16 protein-coding genes are annotated in these 18,842 nt (G+C 63.2%); 7 read left to right on the top strand and 9 right to left on the bottom strand.

The annotated features are described in order from the left end of the window. The first annotated feature begins 18 nt into the window (after positions 1-18). Positions 19-732 carry a cupin domain-containing protein gene (locus SLW74_RS09765; RefSeq protein ID WP_410928736.1) on the top strand — a complete coding sequence of 238 codons (714 nt, stop codon included), beginning with the start codon at positions 19-21 and terminating at the stop codon, positions 730-732. Between the two features lie 970 nt (positions 733-1,702). Here SLW74_RS09765 and SLW74_RS09760 read toward each other — a convergent pair. After that, the gene (locus tag SLW74_RS09760) at positions 1,703-2,587 is read right to left on the bottom strand and encodes a LysR family transcriptional regulator (protein WP_296309964.1); all 885 of its coding nucleotides are present in this window, start codon (positions 2,585-2,587) and stop codon (positions 1,703-1,705) included. Positions 2,588-2,682: 95 nt separating this feature from the next. Between SLW74_RS09760 and SLW74_RS09755 the strand changes: the two genes are divergently transcribed. The 5 genes from SLW74_RS09755 to SLW74_RS09735 all read left to right on the top strand — a co-directional run bounded on the left by SLW74_RS09755 (position 2,683) and on the right by SLW74_RS09735 (position 8,235). After that, positions 2,683-3,828, top strand: a complete 1,146-nt coding sequence (locus tag SLW74_RS09755; protein ID WP_410928735.1) for a DSD1 family PLP-dependent enzyme — start codon at positions 2,683-2,685, stop codon at positions 3,826-3,828. Then, complete coding sequence (locus SLW74_RS09750) at positions 3,818-4,249, top strand: RidA family protein (RefSeq protein WP_410928734.1); 432 nt, start codon at positions 3,818-3,820, stop codon at positions 4,247-4,249. Before SLW74_RS09755 ends, SLW74_RS09750 begins: the two co-directional genes overlap by 11 nt. After that, entirely contained in the window at positions 4,249-5,430 is a 1,182-nt protein-coding gene (locus SLW74_RS09745; protein WP_410928733.1) for an NAD(P)/FAD-dependent oxidoreductase, read from the top strand. The genes SLW74_RS09750 and SLW74_RS09745 overlap by 1 nt, the downstream gene beginning before the upstream one ends. Then, positions 5,427-6,272 (top strand): GNAT family N-acetyltransferase, encoded by an 846-nt coding sequence (locus SLW74_RS09740; protein ID WP_410928732.1) that lies wholly within the window; start codon positions 5,427-5,429, stop codon positions 6,270-6,272. Before SLW74_RS09745 ends, SLW74_RS09740 begins: the two co-directional genes overlap by 4 nt. Before the next feature lie 499 nt (positions 6,273-6,771). Beyond that, a complete protein-coding gene (locus tag SLW74_RS09735) occupies positions 6,772-8,235 on the top strand; it encodes an aldehyde dehydrogenase family protein (RefSeq protein ID WP_410928731.1) in 1,464 nt (487 codons plus the stop codon). A gap of 236 nt (positions 8,236-8,471) precedes the next feature. Here the strand turns inward: SLW74_RS09735 and pepN are convergent, their stop codons facing one another. The 6 genes from pepN to SLW74_RS09705 are packed head-to-tail and all read right to left on the bottom strand — an operon-like array spanning position 8,472 to position 15,045. Continuing rightward, entirely contained in the window at positions 8,472-11,168 is a 2,697-nt protein-coding gene (pepN, locus tag SLW74_RS09730) for an aminopeptidase N (RefSeq protein ID WP_410928730.1), read from the bottom strand. 29 nt (positions 11,169-11,197) lie between these two features. Further along, positions 11,198-12,028 (bottom strand): DUF2797 domain-containing protein, encoded by an 831-nt coding sequence (locus tag SLW74_RS09725; RefSeq protein WP_192135784.1) that lies wholly within the window; start codon positions 12,026-12,028, stop codon positions 11,198-11,200. Then, a complete protein-coding gene (locus tag SLW74_RS09720; protein ID WP_074888021.1) occupies positions 12,025-12,285 on the bottom strand; it encodes a YeaC family protein in 261 nt (86 codons plus the stop codon). Before SLW74_RS09720 ends, SLW74_RS09725 begins: the two co-directional genes overlap by 4 nt. 29 nt (positions 12,286-12,314) lie before the next feature. Next, positions 12,315-13,187, bottom strand: coding sequence for a rhomboid family intramembrane serine protease (locus SLW74_RS09715; protein WP_410928729.1), 873 nt, complete (start codon positions 13,185-13,187; stop codon positions 12,315-12,317). Beyond that, positions 13,184-14,155: a metallophosphoesterase gene (locus tag SLW74_RS09710; RefSeq protein ID WP_410928728.1), complete on the bottom strand. Its 972-nt coding sequence runs from the start codon at positions 14,153-14,155 to the stop codon at positions 13,184-13,186. Before SLW74_RS09710 ends, SLW74_RS09715 begins: the two co-directional genes overlap by 4 nt. Continuing rightward, on the bottom strand, positions 14,155-15,045 hold the full coding sequence (locus SLW74_RS09705; RefSeq protein WP_037011709.1) for an NAD(+) kinase: 891 nt from the start codon (positions 15,043-15,045) through the stop codon (positions 14,155-14,157). The genes SLW74_RS09710 and SLW74_RS09705 overlap by 1 nt, the downstream gene beginning before the upstream one ends. Before the next feature lie 187 nt (positions 15,046-15,232). Between SLW74_RS09705 and SLW74_RS09700 the strand changes: the two genes are divergently transcribed. Further along, on the top strand, positions 15,233-16,219 hold the full coding sequence (locus tag SLW74_RS09700; protein WP_410928727.1) for a DUF1853 family protein: 987 nt from the start codon (positions 15,233-15,235) through the stop codon (positions 16,217-16,219). Here the strand turns inward: SLW74_RS09700 and SLW74_RS09695 are convergent. After that, positions 16,182-17,465: an arsenic transporter gene (locus tag SLW74_RS09695; protein WP_296308705.1), complete on the bottom strand. Its 1,284-nt coding sequence runs from the start codon at positions 17,463-17,465 to the stop codon at positions 16,182-16,184. The two genes, SLW74_RS09700 and SLW74_RS09695, sit on opposite strands and share 38 nt — an antisense overlap. Next, complete coding sequence (locus tag SLW74_RS09690; protein WP_410928726.1) at positions 17,459-18,697, bottom strand: MFS transporter; 1,239 nt, start codon at positions 18,695-18,697, stop codon at positions 17,459-17,461. Before SLW74_RS09690 ends, SLW74_RS09695 begins: the two co-directional genes overlap by 7 nt. Positions 18,698-18,842: the final 145 nt, after the last annotated feature.

Below are 18,842 nucleotides of genomic sequence, written 5' to 3'. Positions count from 1 at the left end.
TCTTACGGAGCATTCACCATGTCATCTCCCGGTATTTTGCTGTTGGCGCGCGCTGATGCCAGCGGCGTTGCGACGTCTTTCACCACGGCGCCGTTGGGCGCGCTTGATCCCTTTGCCGAGGCACGACAGGTGGCGTGGCGCGGTGATGACGGGGTGTCGGCCGGGCTTGTGCGGTTCACCGGCGACGCGTTGATCGAGGACTTTCCCTACAGCGAGATGCTGGTGGTGCACGCCGGGCATGTGGTGTTGAGCAGCGCGGAGCAGACGCTGGAGTTGGGCGTCGGCGCGAGTGCGGTGATTGGCCGTGGCAGTCGGGTGGCGGTGCATGCGAGCAGTGGCAGTGAGTGGGCGTTTTGTGCGGTGGATGTGGAGAACGCCCCTGCGCGGCCCGGTTTGACGCTGTTGCCGGCGCATTTGTGGCTGGAGCCGTCTGCGACGCTGGAACCGCCGATTTTGATCGGGCCTGCGCCGCAGTGTCGGGCGTTGAGTCTGTTCGAGGATGAGGTGACGGCGCTGAAGGTGGGGATTTGGGATTCGACGCCTTATCAGCGCCATGGTCGTGCGCATCGGTTGCATGAGTTGATGCATCTGTTGGAGGGGAGTGTGACGCTGGCCGATGATCAGGGGGGTGAGGTGACGGTTCATCCGGGGGATACGGTGTTCGTGGTGAAGGGGGCGTTTTGTGCGTGGACGAGTACGGTTTACGTTCGCAAGGTCTATGCGGTGAAGTGAGCTTTTAAGGTCAAGATCAAGGGCGTCTGCCTGGGGGCAGACTGTTTCGCCTTCGGCGACTTACTTTTGAAAAGCACCAAAAGTAAGCAAAAGTGCCTGCTCCTGGTTGGGCCCCTCGTACCTCGGGGTTCCTTCACTCCGACGACGCTCCGTGGGCCCGCGCCGAACGGACATCCATGTCCTGACGGCGCTCTCGCCGCATCCATGCGGCTCGGCCCACTGCGCGTCGTCTGCGTTCAGCCTGCACCCAAGTCGCGATTGGTGTCGTCTGGGCTTTTTGCGTATGAAGATCAAAAGCGCGCTTACGCTTGGTAGGACCGGCTTTAACCGGGAAGCCTTTGATCTTGATCGTTTGATCGTTCCCACGCTCTGCGTGGGAATGCATCCCATGACGCTCCGCGTCACCGCTCTGGCTGAAAGAACGCCCACTCATTGTTGACCGGCTTCAGCCGGGAAGAGGCCAGTCTGGACGCCATCAATTGTGCGGTGTAACGCCTGACGCCTTCCCGGCTGAAGCCGGTCCTACTGCGCGCGCAGTGTTTCGTGTAGGACTGGCTTTAGCCGGGAAGAGGCCAGTGTGGACGCCATCAATTGTGCGGTGTAACGCCTGACGCCTTCCCGGCTGAAGCCGGTCCTACTGCGCGCGCAGTGTGTTTTGTGTAGGACTGGCTTTAGCCGGGAACAGGTCATTTGGGACGCCGGCGATTTTGTGGTGTATGCCTGACGCCTTCCCGGCTGAAGCCGGTCCTACTGGGCGCCCGCAGTGTTTTTTGTAGGACCGGCTTTAGCCGGGAACAGGTCATTTGGGACGCGGCGATTTCGTGGTGTAACGCCTGACGCCTTCCCGGCTGAAGCCGGTCCTACTGCGCGCGCAGTGTGTTTTGTGTGGGACCGGCTTTAGCCGGGAAGAGGCCAGTCCCAGCGCCGAGGATGTTGCGGCATGACGCCTGATCCCCGATCAAACCGACGCTCACACCTTCAACGCATCTTCCAGAAACGCCACCAACGCTTGCACTCTGGGGCTGCGGAGTTTGCGGGAGGGTACGAGGAGGTTAACGGGGGCGCTGTCGAAGTTCCAGTCGGCGAGGACGCGGACGAGGTTGCCGCTGGCGATGGCGTCGCTGACGTCCCATTGCGAGCGCAGCACCAGGCCCAGGCCTTGTTCGGCCCAGCGGCGGGCGACGCTGCCGTCGTTGGTGAGCAGGGCCGGTTCGACGCGCAGGGTTTTTCGGGCGGGGCCTTTGCGCAGGTGCCAGAGGGTGACGTCTTCGTCGTTTTCACGGATGCAGATGCAGCGATGGGCGCTGAGCTGGTCCGGCGCGGTCGGCTCGCCGTGTTCGTGCAGGTAGGCCGGGCTTGCGCACAGCCAGCGCTCGTTCGGTGAGAGTGGCCGCGCGGTCCAGAGGCTGTCGTTGAGGTGGCCGATGTGGATCACGGCGTCGCTGTCGTGCCGATCCGGCCAAGGGGTTTCGCGCAGGTCGAGGTGCAGGCACAGCTGCGGATGCAGCCGGATGAAGCGCGCCAGCAGCGGTGCCAGTCGCTGTCGTCCGAAACCGAAGGGCGCCGCCAGCCGCAGCGTGCCCACCAGCCTTTCGTCCTTTTGCCGGAAGGATTCCGGGAGCGCTTCCAGCTGCTCCAGCAACAGCGCGCTTTCCCGGGAGAAGCGTTCGCCATCGGCGGTCAGGCTCAGGCGGCGGGCGTCGCGGTTGGCCAGGGTCAGGCCCAGCAGGGTCTCCAGTTTCCGCAGGCGCATGGACAGCGCCGGCGGCGAAACATTGAGCGCTCTGGCCGCCGCACTCAGGGATTCGGCACGGCTCAATGCGACCGCCAGGCGCAAGTCTTCGATGGAGATCATTCACTTTTACTTAATGATTGATGAGGCTGGATTGAACCACACCTTAACGACAGCTGAGTAGAGTCCACCCTGTCCCTCGCCACCCGAGTTCCGTCATGTCTACGCCGATTGCCTCTCTCGACACGCCCGCCGCGCTGGTAGACGTCCCGCGCATGCAGCGCAATATCCAGCGCATGCAGCAGCGCATGGACAGCCTCGGCGTGCGCTTGCGTCCCCACGTCAAGACCAGTAAATGCCTGCCGGTGATTCAGGCGCAGATCGCTGCGGGTGCCAGCGGCGTGACGGTGTCCACCCTGAAGGAAGCCGAACACTGCTTTAACCAGGGCATTGGCGATGTGCTGTATGCGGTCGCCATCGCTCCGGGCAAATTGTTCCAGGCGCTGGCGTTGCGGCAGGCCGGTTGCAACCTGAGCGTGCTCACCGACAGCGTTCAGGGCGCACAGGCTATCGTCGCCTTTGCGCGTGAGCACGACGAATCCAACCCCGTCTGGCCCGTCTGGATCGAGGTCGACTGTGACGGCCATCGCTCGGGCCTCGCCGCTGAGGACCCCGCGCTGATCGACGTCGCGCGCATCCTCACCGACGGCGGTCTGCAGCTGCGCGGCGTGATGACCCACGCCGGTTCCAGTTACGAACTCGACAACCCTGAAGCCCTGCAAGCCCTCGCCGAGCAGGAGCGCGCCCTCTGCGTCCGCGCCGCTCAACGCATCCGTGAAGCCGGGATCGACTGCCCGGACGTCAGCATCGGCTCCACGCCCACCGCGCTGTCAGCTCTGCGCTTGGACGGCGTGACCGAGGTGCGTGCCGGCGTGTATGTGTTCTTCGATCTGGTCATGCACAACATCGGCGTCTGCCAGGCCGACGAGTTGGCCCTGAGCGTGCTGACCACGGTGATCGGCCATCAGCAGGACAAGGGCTGGATCATCACCGACGCCGGCTGGATGGCCATGAGTCGTGATCGCGGCACCCAGCGTCAGCGCCACGATTTCGGTTACGGCCAGGTGTGCACCGAAACGGGCGAATGGATCGATGGGGCGTTGGTTACCGGCGCCAATCAGGAGCACGGGATTATCACCCTGGGCGACGCCAGCCATGCCGACTTGGCCGCCCGCTTCCCCATCGGCCGCCGTCTGCGCATTCTGCCCAACCACGCCTGCGCCACCGGCGCGCAGTTTCCGGACTATCACGCACTCGACGCCGACGGCGCGGTGCACACCTGGAGTCGTCTGCATGGCTGGTGATCTCGACATTATTTTCACGCCAGACGCAGCAGCTCCGGGCGGGCATTATTCCCAGGCGGTAGCCTACGCCGGCTTGGTCTACGTGTCCGGGCAATTGCCGGTACGCGCCAATGGCGAGCACAGCGCCGACCAACCGTTCGAAGTGCAGGCCTCGATTGCCCTCGACAACCTCATGGCGATCCTTGCGCAAGCGGGTTTGAGCCCCAGCCATTTGCTGAAAGTGACGGTCTATGTCGTGGGCATTGAACACTGGCCGGCGTTTGACCGACTCTATGCGCGGTACCTGGGTGAGCATCGGCCCGCCCGCGCCGTGGTGCCGGTCCCGGTCTTGCATCACGGTTACCTGATCGAAATCGACGCCGTGGCGCGCAACCTGCAACCCCGTGGCCTGCAACCCCATAACCTGCGAGAGGACCCTTAATGAACCCGCAAAAAAGCGATGTGCTGGTGATTGGCGGCGGCGTCATGGGCACCTCGTCGACGTTTTTCCTGCAGCGGCGCGGCCGCTCGGTGACGCTGCTGGAGCGCGACCAGATCGGTCAGTACGCCAGCGGCGTGAACTTCGGCAATGTGCGGCGGCAAGGGCGCTATCTGGGCCAGCTCGAACTGGCGAACCGGTCGTGGGGTTTGTGGAAACGCTTGCCGGAGCTGATCGACGATGACTTGGAGTTCATCCCCAGTGGGCACATGCGTGTGTGTTACCGCGAGGACGAAATCGCCGAGCTGGAGGCTTACGCCGCGGCCCCGGAAGCCGAGCAGCTGGACCTGAAAATCTATCGCGGCGCCGAGTTGCACACGCGATTTCCTTTTCTTGGCGCAGAGGTCAAGGGCGGTTCCTACGCGCCCCACGACGGTCACGCCAATCCGCGTCTGGCGGCACCGGCCTTTGCCCGCGCGGCCCGTCGGCTTGGCGCACGCATCGAAGAACGCACCGAAGTCGCCGACGTGCAAAAAGTCGGCGGACAGTTCCACGTCACCACCACCGACGGGCAGTTGTTCGTCGCCGAGCAGCTGTTGATCACCGCCGGCGCGTGGGCGACCAAGCTGTCTCAACAGTTCGACGAACCCGTGCCGCTGGAGCCCAACGGCCCACAGATGTCGGTGACGGAACCTGTGCCCTACGCGCTGCCGACGGTGATCGGCGTGTTCACCAAGATCAAGGAAGAGGTGATCTACTTCCGGCAGATTCCCCGCGGCAACATCATCATCGGTGGCGGCGCCCGCTGCGCGCCGGACATGGTCAACCGTCGGGCATTTTTCAAGCCTGAAAGCCTGATCAATCAGATGCGCCAGATGAAGCGGCTGGTGCCCGGCGCCGAGAAACTCAACATCATCCGCACCTGGAGCGGCATCGAAAGCTACACGCCGGACTCGCTGCCGGTGATGGGCCCCAGCGGCATGGTGGACGGGCTGTTTTACGCCTTCGGCTTCTGCGGCCATGGCTTTCAGCTCGGCCCCGGGGTCGGCGACGTGATGGCCGAACTGATCAGCACCGGCAGCACCAGCACGTCCATCAGCCCCTTCGACATCCGCCGGTTTACTCAGCCATCACTCGTACCGCAATTGGCGACCAGCCTTCTCAGCACAGGAAAACTCATATGAGCGACGCCTACGTTTACCGCACGGCCAAAGCGGAGGATATGCCCGCCGCCCACGCGCTCTCGGTGCAGTTGAAGTGGCCCCATCGCGAGGAAGACTGGGCGATGGTGCAGCGCACGTCCGAGGGTTTTGTTGCTGAACATGAAGGGCAATTGGTGGGCGTGGGGTTTGCCTGCCATCAGGGGGCTTATTCCTCGATCGGGTTGGTGATCGTCAGTGATCAGCACCAGAGCAAAGGCATTGGCCGGCAGTTGATGAACCTGTGCCTGGACGCCGCCGCGCCGCGCACGCCGATCCTCAACGCGACTGAATCGGGGGCGCCGCTGTACGTGAGCATGGGTTTTGTCGAGTACGCGCGGATTCAGCAACATCAAGGCGTGCCGCACATGCCGCCGGTTCTGGCTGCGACGGGAGACGCGCTGTGTCGTGAGGTGACGCAGGCCGAATACCCGCAGGTGATTGAACTGGCCAATGTCGGCAGCGGGCTGGACCGCACGGCGGTGCTCGCCGATTTGCTGCCGACGGCGGAGTGCGTGGCGGGCGTTGAGGTGCAAGGGCAACTGAAGGGATGCGCCCTGCTCCGCCGGTTTGGTCGCGGGCATCTCATTGGGCCGGTGGTCGCGCAGGATCTGGCGCAGGCAAAACAGATGATCACGCACCTGCTGGGCCTGATCCCCGGCGCGTTTGTGCGCTTCGATATTCTGGCTGATTGCGGGCTGGTGGACTGGCTGGAGGGGATGGGGCTGCCGTGCGTCGATCGCGCGCCCCGCATGGTGCTGGGTGAGCCGCCGGAGTCACGGGATGGCATTGCCCAGTTTGCGATGGTGACCCAGGCGATTGGGTGAACGTTGCCAGGCACGCCGCGATGGGTAGGACCGGCTTTAGCCGGGAAAACGTCAGGCGGCACGCCGCAAAATTGAGGGTGCTCATACCGGCCTCTTCCCGGCTAAAGCCGGTCCTACAAAAACAGACCGCATGCATCCCGCCAATCAGGCAGCGCACGCAATCCCCTGTAGGACCGGCTTCAGCCGGGAAAACGTCAAGCGTCACGCCGCGAAATTGTGGGTGCTCATGCGGGCGTCTTCCCGGCTGAAGCCGGTCCTACAAAAACATATCGCGTGCATTCAGGGTATCCGGCATGACCTCGACTGTAGGACTGGCTTTAGCCGGGAAGACGTCAGGTGTCACACCGCAAAACGGATGGCGTGGACCCCGGCGGATTCAGCAGATTCTCCCTTGCAGACCGCAACAACGGCATCTTTTGCCTGGGCCGGTTTGTTAGCGTATCGAGACGTCAGGACTCGCTGTTCGCAGCCCTTATCACCGCTCCAGGGAGCTAGCTGGATGACCTCACACTCTTCAAATACCCACGGCATCGAGCTGCAAAACGCCGGAGCTTTCTACATCAACGGCGAGTGGATATCCCCCAAGGTCCCCGCCAGCTTGCCGGTGGTCAATCCCGCCACCGAAGAAGTGGTAGCCGAGGTCGCGCGGGGGTCGGCGGAGGACGTTGATCGGGCCGTCGCAGCAGCGCGCGCTGCCTTCCCTGGCTGGTCGGTAACGCCGGTCGTAGAACGCGCAGCGATCCTGAGCAAAATCCACGCATTGATCCTTGAGCGCAAAGAGCCCCTCGCCCGGGCCCTGTCGCTGGAAATGGGCGCGGCCATCAGTTTCTCCCGCGCCATGCAGGTGCCACTGGCCGCCGAACACGTGCGGGTCGCTCGCGATCTGCTGTCCACCTACCGCTTCCAAACCGTCGAAGGCACCACAGCCATCGAGCGCGAGGCCATCGGCGTCTGCGGCCTGATCACCCCGTGGAACTGGCCGCTGTACCAGATCACCGCCAAAGTCGCGCCGGCCCTCGCCGCCGGCTGCACCGTGGTCCTGAAACCCAGCGAGCTGTCGCCGTTGAGCGCCCTGCTGTTCGCCCAACTGGTCCACGACGCCGGCCTGCCGCCCGGGGTGTTCAATCTGGTCAACGGCAGCGGCGCGGACGTCGGTGCCGCCATCGCGGCCCACACCGACATCGACATGATTTCCATCACCGGCTCGAACCGTGCCGGAGCCCTCGTCGCACAAGCGGCGGCGGTCACGGTGAAGCGCGTGACCCAGGAACTGGGCGGCAAGTCGCCGAACGTCATGCTGCCTGACGCCGACTTTGCCAAAGTCGTGCCCTTGGGGGTGATGTCGGCCTTGCGCAACGTCGGCCAGTCGTGCAGCGCGCCGACCCGCATGATCGTGCCCCGCGCCCGCCTCGCCGAAGTCGAAGCGCTGGCCGCCGCCACCGCCAACGCGTTGATCGTCGGCGACCCGCAATCCCCCGACACCCAGCTCGGCCCGATTGCCAACGAAGCCCAGTTCAGCCGCGTCCAGGCGATGATCGAAGCCGGTATCAGTGAAGGCGCGAAACTGCTGTGCGGCGGGCTCGGCCGCGTGCCGGGGTTTGAAAAAGGCTATTACACACGGCCAACGGTGTTCTCCGAAGTCGGCTCAGCGATGCGCATCGCCCAGGAGGAAATCTTCGGACCGGTGCTGTGCATCCTGGCCTATGACTCCATCGACGAAGCCGTGGCCATCGCCAACGACACGGTCTATGGCCTGGGCGCCCACGTGCAGGCCCAGGACCTGGAACTGGGCCGCGCCGTCGCCTCGCGCATTCGCGCCGGGCAAGTCCACCTGAACCACCCGGCGTGGAATCCCATGGCGCCCTTCGGCGGCTACAAGCGCTCGGGCAATGGCCGCGAGTACGGCGTGATGGGCTTTGAGGAGTACCTGGAAACCAAGGCGATTATCGGTTTCAACGCCTGATCGCGCGCGCCGGGATCATTGGACAACTCGCATTGTGGGACCGGCTTCAGCCGGGAAGGCGTCATTCGTCACACCGCAAAATGGATGGCGCACAAACCGGCTTCTTCCCGGCTAAAGCCAGTCCTACCAAGGTGTCGCGTACAAGACAGCATCCGCAGCCGCTGAAACCATGAATCAGCCCCCACAAAAAAGGGCTGTCCGCGCAAACGGACAGCCCTTTTCAACAACCGCCCGATTTACGCCAGGCTTTTGCTCACCACTTCATACACGTCCGGCGACAGCGGGCCGGAGGCGAGGATGCGCTCCAGTTCCGCTTTCATCAGCGCTTGGCGGGCGCTGTCGTACTTGCGCCAGCGGGTCAGTGGCGCCAGTTGACGGGAGGCGATCTGCGGGTTGAAGCCGTTCAGCTCGATGACCAGATCGGCCAGGAAGCGATAGCCCGAACCGTCCGCCGCGTGGAAGTTGATCAGGTTCTGCCCGGCAAAGGCGCCGATCAGGGCACGCACCTTGTTCGGGTTCTTCAGGGTGAACGCCGGGTGCTGCATCAGCGCTTTCACTCGCTCCAACCCGCCCGGCAAGGTGCTGCCGGCCTGCACGCTGAACCACTGATCCATGACCAGCGCGTTGTCCTTGAAGTTCTCGGCGAACACTTCCAGCGCCTTGGCCTTCTCGGCCTCGAACGGCGAGTTCACCAGCACGGCCAGCGCGGTCAGGCGCTCGGTCATGTTGTCGGCGGTGTCGAACTGGTCGATGGCGGCGGCCAGGACTTCTGGCTTGCCGGTCTGCATCAGGTAAGACAGGGCGATGTTCTGCAGCGCACGGCGAGCGAAGTGCTCGGACGCGGCCACGTACGGCGTCTGCTTCGACAGCTCGCGATTGGTCTGGTAACGCTGCCACAGGGCGTCGCTCAGGCTGTCGGCCAATTGCTGGCGGGCAAACTCCCGCGCGGCGTGGATGGCGTCGACGTCAGCCACTTCGCTGATCTCGATCAGATACGCCTCGCCCGGCAGCGAGAGCATTTCCGCGACCATGGCCTGATCCAGACTCTCGTCCGTCAGCACCGTGTGCAGCGCGGTGATCAAACGCTGATCCATGACCAGCGATTCGCCTTTCTGGTGCTGGGTGATCAGGTCCTGCAGCACTTGCACGGACAGTTGCTGACCGGCATCCCAACGGTTGAAGCCATCGCTGTCGTGCTGCATCAGGAACATCAACTGATCGCGGTTGTACGGGAAGCTCAGTTTCACCGGCGCCGAGAACCCGCGCAGCAGCGACGGCAGCGGCTGTTCGTCGATGTCGATGAAGGTGAAGGTCTGCTCGGCTTCAGTCACCGAGAGCACGCGGGAGGTGTTCACCGCCGGTGCCTCGCCGTGCAGGCGCAGAGGGAGTTCCTGACCCTGGGCGTCCAGCAGACCCATGGCGACCGGGATCACGAACGGCAGTTTCTGATCGCCCGGCTGGCCCGGCGTGGTTGGCGTGCTCTGACGGAAGGTCAGGCTGTAGGTTTTCGCGGCAGCGTCGTAGGACTCGCTGACCGCCAGACGCGGCGTGCCGGCCTGGGAGTACCAGCGCTTGAACTGCGTGAAGTCGACACGGTTGGCGTCTTCCATGGCCTTGACGAAGTCGTCGCAGGTCACGGCGTGGCCGTCATGGCGCTCGAAGAACAGGTCGCTGCCCTTGCGGAATCCTTCCACGCCCAACAGCGTGTGGATCATGCCGACCACTTCCGCGCCCTTCTCGTACACGGTCAGGGTGTAGAAGTTGGAAATCTCGATGAAGCTGTCAGGGCGCACGGCGTGGGCCATGGGGCCGGCGTCTTCGGCGAACTGGTGGGTGCGCAGGTAAGCCACGTCCTGAATGCGCTTGACCGTGGCCGAGTTCATGTCCGCCGAAAAGCCGGAATCACGGAACACCGTGAAGCCTTCCTTTAACGACAGCTGGAACCAGTCGCGGCAGGTGACGCGGTTGCCGGTCCAGTTGTGGAAATATTCGTGGGCGACGATGGCTTCGACGCGCTGGTGGGCGGCATCGGTCGCGGTTTCGGCGCGGGCCAGCACGGCGCTGGAGTTAAAGATGTTGAGGCCCTTGTTCTCCATGGCGCCCATGTTGAAGTCGTTGACGGCGACGATCATGAAGATGTCCAGATCGTATTCGCGGCCGTAGACCTCTTCGTCCCAGCGCATGGACTTCTTCAGGCTGTCCATGGCGTGCTGGCATTTGTCGACGTTTTCCGGCTCGACGAAGATGCGCAGCGTGACCTTGCGCTGGCTCATGGTGATGAAGGTGTCTTCGATGCACCACAAGTCACCGGCCACCAGCGCGAACAGGTAGGCCGGCTTCTTGAACGGGTCTTCCCACGTTGCCCAGTGACGCTGGGTGTCGTCGGAAGGGCCGGCGGCGATCAAATTGCCGTTGGACAGCAGGATCGGGAAGGCCTGCTTGTTGGCGCTGACGGTCGTGGTGAACGTGCTCATCACGTCCGGGCGGTCGAGGTAATAGGTGATCTTGCGGAAGCCCTCGGCCTCGCACTGGGTGCAGAACATGCCGCTGGATTTGTACAGGCCTTCCAGCGCGGTGTTGGTTTCCGGGTGGATCTTCACGGTGGTGTCGAGGGTGAAGGTCTCGGACGTCGGCTGCACGGTGAGGCTGTCGGAGGTCAGCTGGTAGCCGTTCTTTGCAAGGTCGCCCTCGGACAGGTCGACATCCGCCAGCTTCACCGACAGCAGCTCAAGCTGCTGGCCGTCGAGTTCCAGCGGTGGCAATGCCGCGCCTTGAGCGAGCGCGGCGCGGTCCGGGTTGCGGCGCATCACCAACTGCGCGTGGACCAGCGAGTGGTCGTCGAACAATTCGAACGTCAGGTGGGTCTCGTCAATGAGGTACTCAGGCGCCTGATAATCCTTCAGGTAAATCATTTTCGGCTGGTCTGTGCGCATAGTGTTGTCCCTTCTTCTGCTAATACGGGCTACTGATGCACGGCGAGTTGATACGCCGTGTATTTGCGAATATTGATCACGCCGGTGTCGAAGATCAGGTACTGCCCTTTGACGCCCAACAGGGTGCCTTCGGCGACCGGATTCTTGTCCAGGTTGAAGCTGACGATCTTGGTCGGATAGGCCTCTACCGGGTATCGGATCTCGATGGGCTCGACATCGTTCATCACTTGAATGGCCTGCAAGCCAAAGCGCATTTGCAGCGCGACCAGGCCTTCGGCGCAGGACTCGAACAGTTGCTGACGAATCGCCGCCAGATCAACCGCCGGTGCGTCGCCCTTGAGCAGCGCGCGCCAGTTGGTGCGGTCTGCCACCTGGCTGCGGAACAGGTCTTCGACGAAACCGGACTGCTGGCGCGTGGCGCAGCGCACGATCGGCAACGCCTGACTGGCGCCCTGGTCCAGCCAGCGGGTGGGCAGCTGGGTGGCGCGGGTGATGCCGACTTTGACCCCCGACGAGTTGGCCAGATAGACCACGTGATCGGTCATGCAGAACTGCTCGCCCCAGGCCGGATCGCGGCAGGTGCCATGCTCGTGATGGCAGCGCTCCGGGCTCATGATGCACAGGTCGCACTGGGCCAGCTTGAGCATGCACGGGTAGCAATAACCCTGGCTGTAGCTGGTTTTGGTGCGCTTGCCGCAATGGCTGCAATGAATCGCACCCAGAAACTCCAGGCGCACGGTCTTGCCGATCAGCGGGTTGACCGGGATCTGTGAATCACCCAGCCGGAACGCATATTCCACCCGCGAAGCCTCAAGCCGCGCGGACATTTTGTTGACGGAGCCTCTGCCGATTTCAATCAATGAATGGAGTCCGATTTGAACAGGATATTGGGCACCGGCGCCGACTTCGACGCACACTCTTGCGGGCCCATGTAGCCGATGCGCTGGTCCTCGGGCACGTTGCGCACTTCCCAGGCAATCAACGCCTGCAGCGACAGCTCACGTTGTTCCTGGGTCAGCTTGCGGCCGTCGGACCATTTGCCGATTTCCACCGCCAGCTTCAGGCTTTCGTAGACGTCCGGGGTGATGTTTTCGATCATTTCGACAAAAGAGGACATTGGGTTCTCCCAGAATTAAGCGGGCGATTTTAATGTTTGCGGCGGGCCAGTGCACCGCCCACAAGACCTGTAGCACAACCGATGATCAGGCCGCCGACGTGGGCGCCGTTGGCGATTTCGCCAAACCCGAGCACACCGACGACGCCAGACAGGCACACCACCAGCCAGATCAGCATCATCCCCAGAACACCGCGTGGTAAACGATACATGGGGTTGGGGGCGAGCAATTGAAAGATCCAGCAGTGACCGAGCAGGCCATACAGCACGCCGGACAGACCGCCGAACAGACTCGGGCCGCTCCAGAAATACTGGACGTAATTGGAAAACGCGCTGAACGCCAGGGTCAGTCCGAGCAACTGCCAACTGCCCTGGCGCATTTCGATGCGTCGGCCCAGCTCCCAGAACCACAGCGCGTTCATCACCAGGTGCAGCAGGCCGAAATGAATCAGCATCGGCGTGACCACCCGCCACCACTGCCCCGCCCCCAGCGATGTTTCCACCGGCAGAAAGCTGATGTACTCGCCGTTGACGCGGAAGTCGTTGAAGGTCAACCAGCTCAAGGCTCCAAAATTGTCGCCGAGCAAGGTCACGCCGGCGACGATCAGGCACAGCAGCAAGATCACGCTGGTGACCGGGCTGTTGCGCACCTGGACCAGCGGACTCGGCCGGCTCACGGCCACCACCTCGCGTCCCGGCGGCAACTGCGCGGTCGGGTCGCCTTCAGGGTATTGCTGATACAACTGACGGACGTCATCGGCCAGTTGCGGCGCATCGGGCACCCACAGCACTTGCTCGCCGGCCTCTTCGCTGACCCGATGGGGCACGTTGAGGCGCCGCAGCAACTCGACGAAACCACTCAGGTCGGTTTGGAGGGGCAAACGCAATACAGCAACCGGACTCATTGACCAACCTCCGGTCGGGTGACGTCGACCCAGACGAACTTGTTCGGGTCGATCTGGGTTTCCTGATCCAGCCGATACGCGACGAGCTTGCCGTAGAGCACGGCGCTGTAGTCGAGGCAGGCCAGATTGGGGCGGATCGGGGCGGGAATGCCGCTGCGCCAGTAGTGGCCGACGAACAACAGCGGTTCATCGGCGCCGTACCGCAGCAGCGCGTTTTTCTCGCTGGGGGACAGCGGCCGCCGCGCCACAGGCTCGGGCAGCGCGTCAGGCTGAAACACCACGTCGCCGTAGGTCTGCGGGTCGTCTTCCCAGAACTTGGTGCGGAACGAGCCGCGGGTCAGGCCGTCGCCACCGGTCAGGGTCATGCCGTGGGGCAGGCGCATGTCGGTGCCGCGCAGCAGGCGATCAAACACCGCGCAGGCAAAACTGCCCGGCTCCGCCGACGCCTGCACGAAGGCCTGGTCGATGCGACCGTCGCCGTGAACGCTGCGCAACGGCTCGATCAGGCTGGCATCCCAGCAAGCGTGCACCACGCGGAAGCGCTCGGCGTCGATGAACAGCGGCAATTGGTAAAACCATTTGAGGAAGTCGTTCCAGTCACCGGGATGCTGCTCGAACTGCGCCAGGGTTTCGCCCAGCAGACGGGCATGGCGCGGCGTGTGCTCGCGCACCCATTCATGGCCGCTCTCAGGCGGTGCCGGGGTGCTCCAGCCCAGCGCGTTGAATTCATGGTTGCCCATGATGCAGAACGCCTGGCCGGCTTCGACCATGTCACGAACGATGTGCAGCGCTTCGCGAATGCGAGGGCCGCGGTCGATGATGTCGCCGAGGAACACGGCGATGCGTTCAGGGTGGCGCCACACGCCGGCCTGAAAGCGGTAACCAAGGGTGTCGAGCAAGTGCTCAAGGGTCTGGGCACAACCATGCACGTCACCGATCAGATCGTAGCCACGCGCGGGATCGAGCATCAGTCGCTCCCGCCGCCAAGCCGACTGCCCCAACCGAGTTTGGTCCGGCAGACTTCGTAGTAGTTGTGGTCGAGGGGGTGAATGAGGCGCAGCTTCTGCGGCTTCTTTTTCACGGTCACGGTGTCACCCGGCGCGCAGGTGAAGTGGTTCTGGCCATCGCAGGAAACCTGTGGGTAGATCGTCATGTCCTTTGAGACAACGATTTTCAGCTCACTGTTTCCGTCGACGACAATCGGCCGGCCGGACAGCGTGTGCGGGTACATCGGCACGATAACAATGGCGTCGAGTTTGGGGTGCATGATCGGCCCGCCCGCCGACAGCGCGTAGGCTGTGGAGCCGGTGGGCGTGGCGACGATCAGACCGTCGGCCTTCTGGCTGCAGACGAACTGGCCGTCGATGTAGATTTCGAATTCGATCATCCGCGTGGATTTGCCGGGGTGCAGCACGACGTCGTTGAGGGCGTCGCCCTGTCCGATCGCTTCGCCGTGACGGCGTACTTCGGCCTGTAACAGGAAGCGGTTTTCCACCAGATAGTGGCCGTCCAGCACTTCCGCGACTTTGACTTCCAGCTCGTCGGGGCGGATATCGGTCAGGAAGCCCAGGCTGCCGCGGTTGATGCCCAGCACCGGCACATTGTGCTTGGCCAGCGCACGGGCGGCGCCGAGCAGGCTGCCGTCGCCGCCGACGACGATGACCATGTCGCAGACTTCACCGAGCATCTTGCGCGAAGACGTCTGCAAACCATGGCCCGGCAAGACCTCGGCGATGGCGTCTTCGAGGATCACATGCAGGTGCCGCGATATCAGGAATTTCTTGAGTCGGCGAACGGTCTCCACCACCTGGGTACTGCCCAGGCGACCAATGATGCCGATATTTCGAAATTGCTCCATGGGGCTCCCGCAGGCTTGATGCGTGTAAAGAACGCGATTATGGGCGAAGGGGTCGGGGGCGGCAAATGGGCTCTTTGAGCGCACCCTTCAAGCAGCGCCTTTCAGGCATGCCTGAGCTGACCTGTCGCATCCGACGGCGACGATGAAGCGGTGGCTACAACCGCCCATCACCCGCTATTCTGCCTCGATGAATAACCCTTTCCCGACCCTGACCGCCCTGCCCCGTCAGCTGCATACGCACACCGTACGTGATCTGGCGTGGGTAATCCTGTCGCCGCCCCTGCTGACGGAAACCCAGTGGCCCCAGCAACACCCCCTCAGCGGCAGCGACTGGGTGCAGCAGCCCGAAGCGCTTGAAGCTTTTTTAACGCAGCTGGACCAGGACGACAGCGCACTCAGCGACTGGCTGGCGAGAAGCTCGACGCGGCGGCTGGGGCTGTATTACGAGCGGCTCTGGCAATTCGCAATCCAGCACGCGCCCGGCGTCGAGCTGCTCGCGGCGAACCTGCCGATTCAGGGCGAAGGCCGCACGCTGGGCGAGCTGGACCTGCTGCTGCGGGATAAGGGTGGCGTTCACCATATTGAATTGGCGATCAAGCTGTACTTGGGGCAGCAGGATCAGGACGGCGAAAACCCGGCCCACTGGCTCGGCCCCGGCGCCCTCGACCGGCTGGATTTGAAGCTCGCGCACCTGAATCAGCATCAACTGCCCATGTCAGCGCGCCCCGAGAGCAGCGCCGTTCTTGCTGCGCGGGGCGTGGACACCTTCAGCGCTTCGCTCTGGCTGGGGGGTTATCTGTTTTATCCATGGCCCGGTGCGAGCGCGTCGCCACAAGGGGCACACCCTGAGCATCTGCGGGGACAGTGGCTGCATCAAAAGGACTGGCCGGGCTACGCAGAACACGCTATGGAGGGCCGCTGGCAATGGCTGCCGCGGCCTGCCTGGCTGGCGCCTTCGCGCTGTGACGCGCCATGGACCCCTCGCCAGTTTAAGGACTGGCTGGAGGCCCTGGACCCGCTCGGGCCGGCGCAACTGCTGGTGCGCCTGACCCGCCATGCCGACGGCCACTGGCAAGAGGCCGAGCGGCTGTTTCTGGTGTCGGACCTGTGGCCGAACGTGCCAGACACGCGCCGCGTTACAGGCTCAGTCGCAGCACCAGCGCCGCGAGGGTGACCAACAGCACCGGCACGGTCAGCACGATGCCGACGCGGAAGTAATAGCCCCAGCCGATGGTCACGCCCTTCTTCGCCAGCACATGCAGCCACAACAACGTCGCGAGGCTGCCGATCGGGGTGATTTTAGGGCCCAGGTCGCTGCCGATCACGTTGGCGTAGATCATCGCTTCCTGCAGCAAACCGTGGGCCTGACTGGCCTCGATGGACAACAGGCCGATCAGCACCGTCGGAAGGTTGTTCATCACCGACGACAGCAGCGCCGTCAGCACGCCCGTGCCCATGGCCGCGCCCCACAAACCATGTTCGGCGAAACGATCCAGCCAGGTCGCGAGGTAGTCGGTCAGGCCCTGATTGCGCAGGCCATACACCACCAAGTACATGCCCAGGGAGAAAATCACGATCTGCCACGGCGCGTCTTTCAGCACCTTGCGCGTGGAAATGCGGTGGCCTTTGGCGGCAATGCCCAACAGGATCACGGCGCACACAGCGGAGATCGCACTGATGGGAATTCCCAGCGGCTCCAGGGCGAAGCAGCCCACCAGCAAGATCCCCAACACCCACCAACCGGTCATGAAGGTCGCGCGGTCCTTGATCGCCGAAGACGGCTCGGCCAGTTGCGAGGCGTCGAAGGTCTTCGGGATGTCGCGGCGAAAGAACAGCATCAGCACCGCCAGGGTGGCGGCAACGCTAACCAGATTGACCGGCACCATCACCGACGCATAGCGGTTGAAGCCGATGCCGAAATAGTCGGCAGAGACGATGTTGACCAGGTTGGAGACCACCAGCGGCAGGCTCGCGGTGTCGGCGATGAACCCTGCCGCCATCACGAAAGCCAGGGTGGTCGCCGGCGAAAAACGCAGGGCCAGCAGCATCGACATGACGATGGGGGTGAGGATCAGCGCGGCGCCGTCATTGGCGAACAACGCCGACACCAACGCGCCGAGCAGCACGATAAACGCGAACAGCCGCCGGCCCTTGCCGTTGCCCCAACGCGCCACGTGCAGCGCGGCCCAGTTGAAAAAACCGGCCTCGTCGAGCAGCAGGCTGATGATGATCAGCGCAATGAACGTCCCGGTTGCGTTCCAGATAATGTGCCAGACCTGAGGGATGTCACTCAGGTGCACCACCCCGAAAAGCAGCGCGAGCACGGCGCCAAACGTTGCACTCCAGCCGACACCAAGGCCCTTGGGTTGCCAGATCACCAGGGTGATGGTGACCAGAAAAATCGCGACGGCTATCAACATCTTTTTGAAGTTCTCGGAAGCAGGATGGCGAGGATGCCGAACAGCGGCAGGTAGGAACACAGCGTGTAGACATAGACGATGCCGTGAAGATCCGCGAGGTGACCCAATAAAGCGGCGCCGATGCCGCCGAAGCCGAACATCAGGCCGAAAAAGATGCCAGCGATCATGCCGACGTTGCCCGGCACCAGTTCCTGGGCGTAGACGACGATGGCGGAGAACGCCGAGGCCAGAATGAAACCGATGATCACGCTGAGCACGCTGGTCCAAAACAAGTCAGCGTAAGGCAGCGCGATGGTGAACGGCGCCACGCCCAGAATCGAGAACCAGATCACCGCCTTGCGCCCGATGCGATCACCGATCGGCCCGCCGAAGAATGTGCCCGCCGCCACCGCCGCCAGAAACATGAACAAATGCAGCTGAGAGCTGGCCACGGACAGCTGGAATTTGTCGATGAGGTAAAACGTGAAGTAGCTGGTGAAGCTGGCCATGTAGAAATATTTGGAGAACACCAGCAGCGCCAGCACCACCAGCGCGCTGGTCACCCGACGTTTCGACAGCCCGTGGGTCGCTGCTTGCCCGGCCTTGATCTTGAACAGCGCCAGGTGCGCCTTGTACCAGCGGCTGATGGCGTACAGCAGCCCTACGGAAAACAGCGCCACCAGCCCGAACCAGGCGATGTGGCCCTGACCGAACGGAATGATGATCGCCGCCGCCAGCAGCGGCCCGATGGCGGAACCGCTGTTGCCGCCCACCTGAAAGGTCGATTGCGCCAGACCAAAGCGCCCGCCAGAGGCCAGCCGGGCAATGCGCGAGGCTTCGGGGTGGAATGTCGACGAGCCGATGCCGATCAGGCCCGCGGCGAGCAGGATCAGCGGAAAACTGCCCACGGTCGCGAGCATCATGACGCCGCCCAAAATGCACAACGAACCGACCGGCAGCACCAACGGATTGGGATGGCGATCGGTGTAATAACCGACCCAGGGCTGCAGCAGGGACGCCGTGACCTGAAACGTCAGCGTGATCAAGCCGACCTGGGTAAAGCTCAGGCCGTACGAGGCCTTCAGCATCGGGTAGATCGAGGGCAGAATCGACTGGATCAAGTCATTGAGCAGATGCGCCAGGGCCACCGCACCAATGATGCGCATGACCAAGGGGCTTGATTGCGTAGATTGCGGGGCGGGAACGGGTTGGGTATCGGTCGCGGGCACGGTTGCAGGGCTGGTAACGGCCATCGGGTTCATCCATCGAACGTTGATGCGCCGTGGGACTCGTTACAGAACATGTCAGCGGCACAAGGGGCCGCCAATGTGCCATTTTTTGGGGCGCCGCTGCCATATTTTGTTGCTGATTTGTCTGATGGGTGACGTAGTGTCAGGA

Source organism: Pseudomonas sp. W5-36 (assembly GCF_046540455.1).
Classification (GTDB): domain Bacteria; phylum Pseudomonadota; class Gammaproteobacteria; order Pseudomonadales; family Pseudomonadaceae; genus Aquipseudomonas; species Aquipseudomonas graminis_B.
The sequence above is the reverse complement of the archived record's forward strand: the minus strand, read 5'-3'. Positions and strand labels throughout refer to the sequence as shown.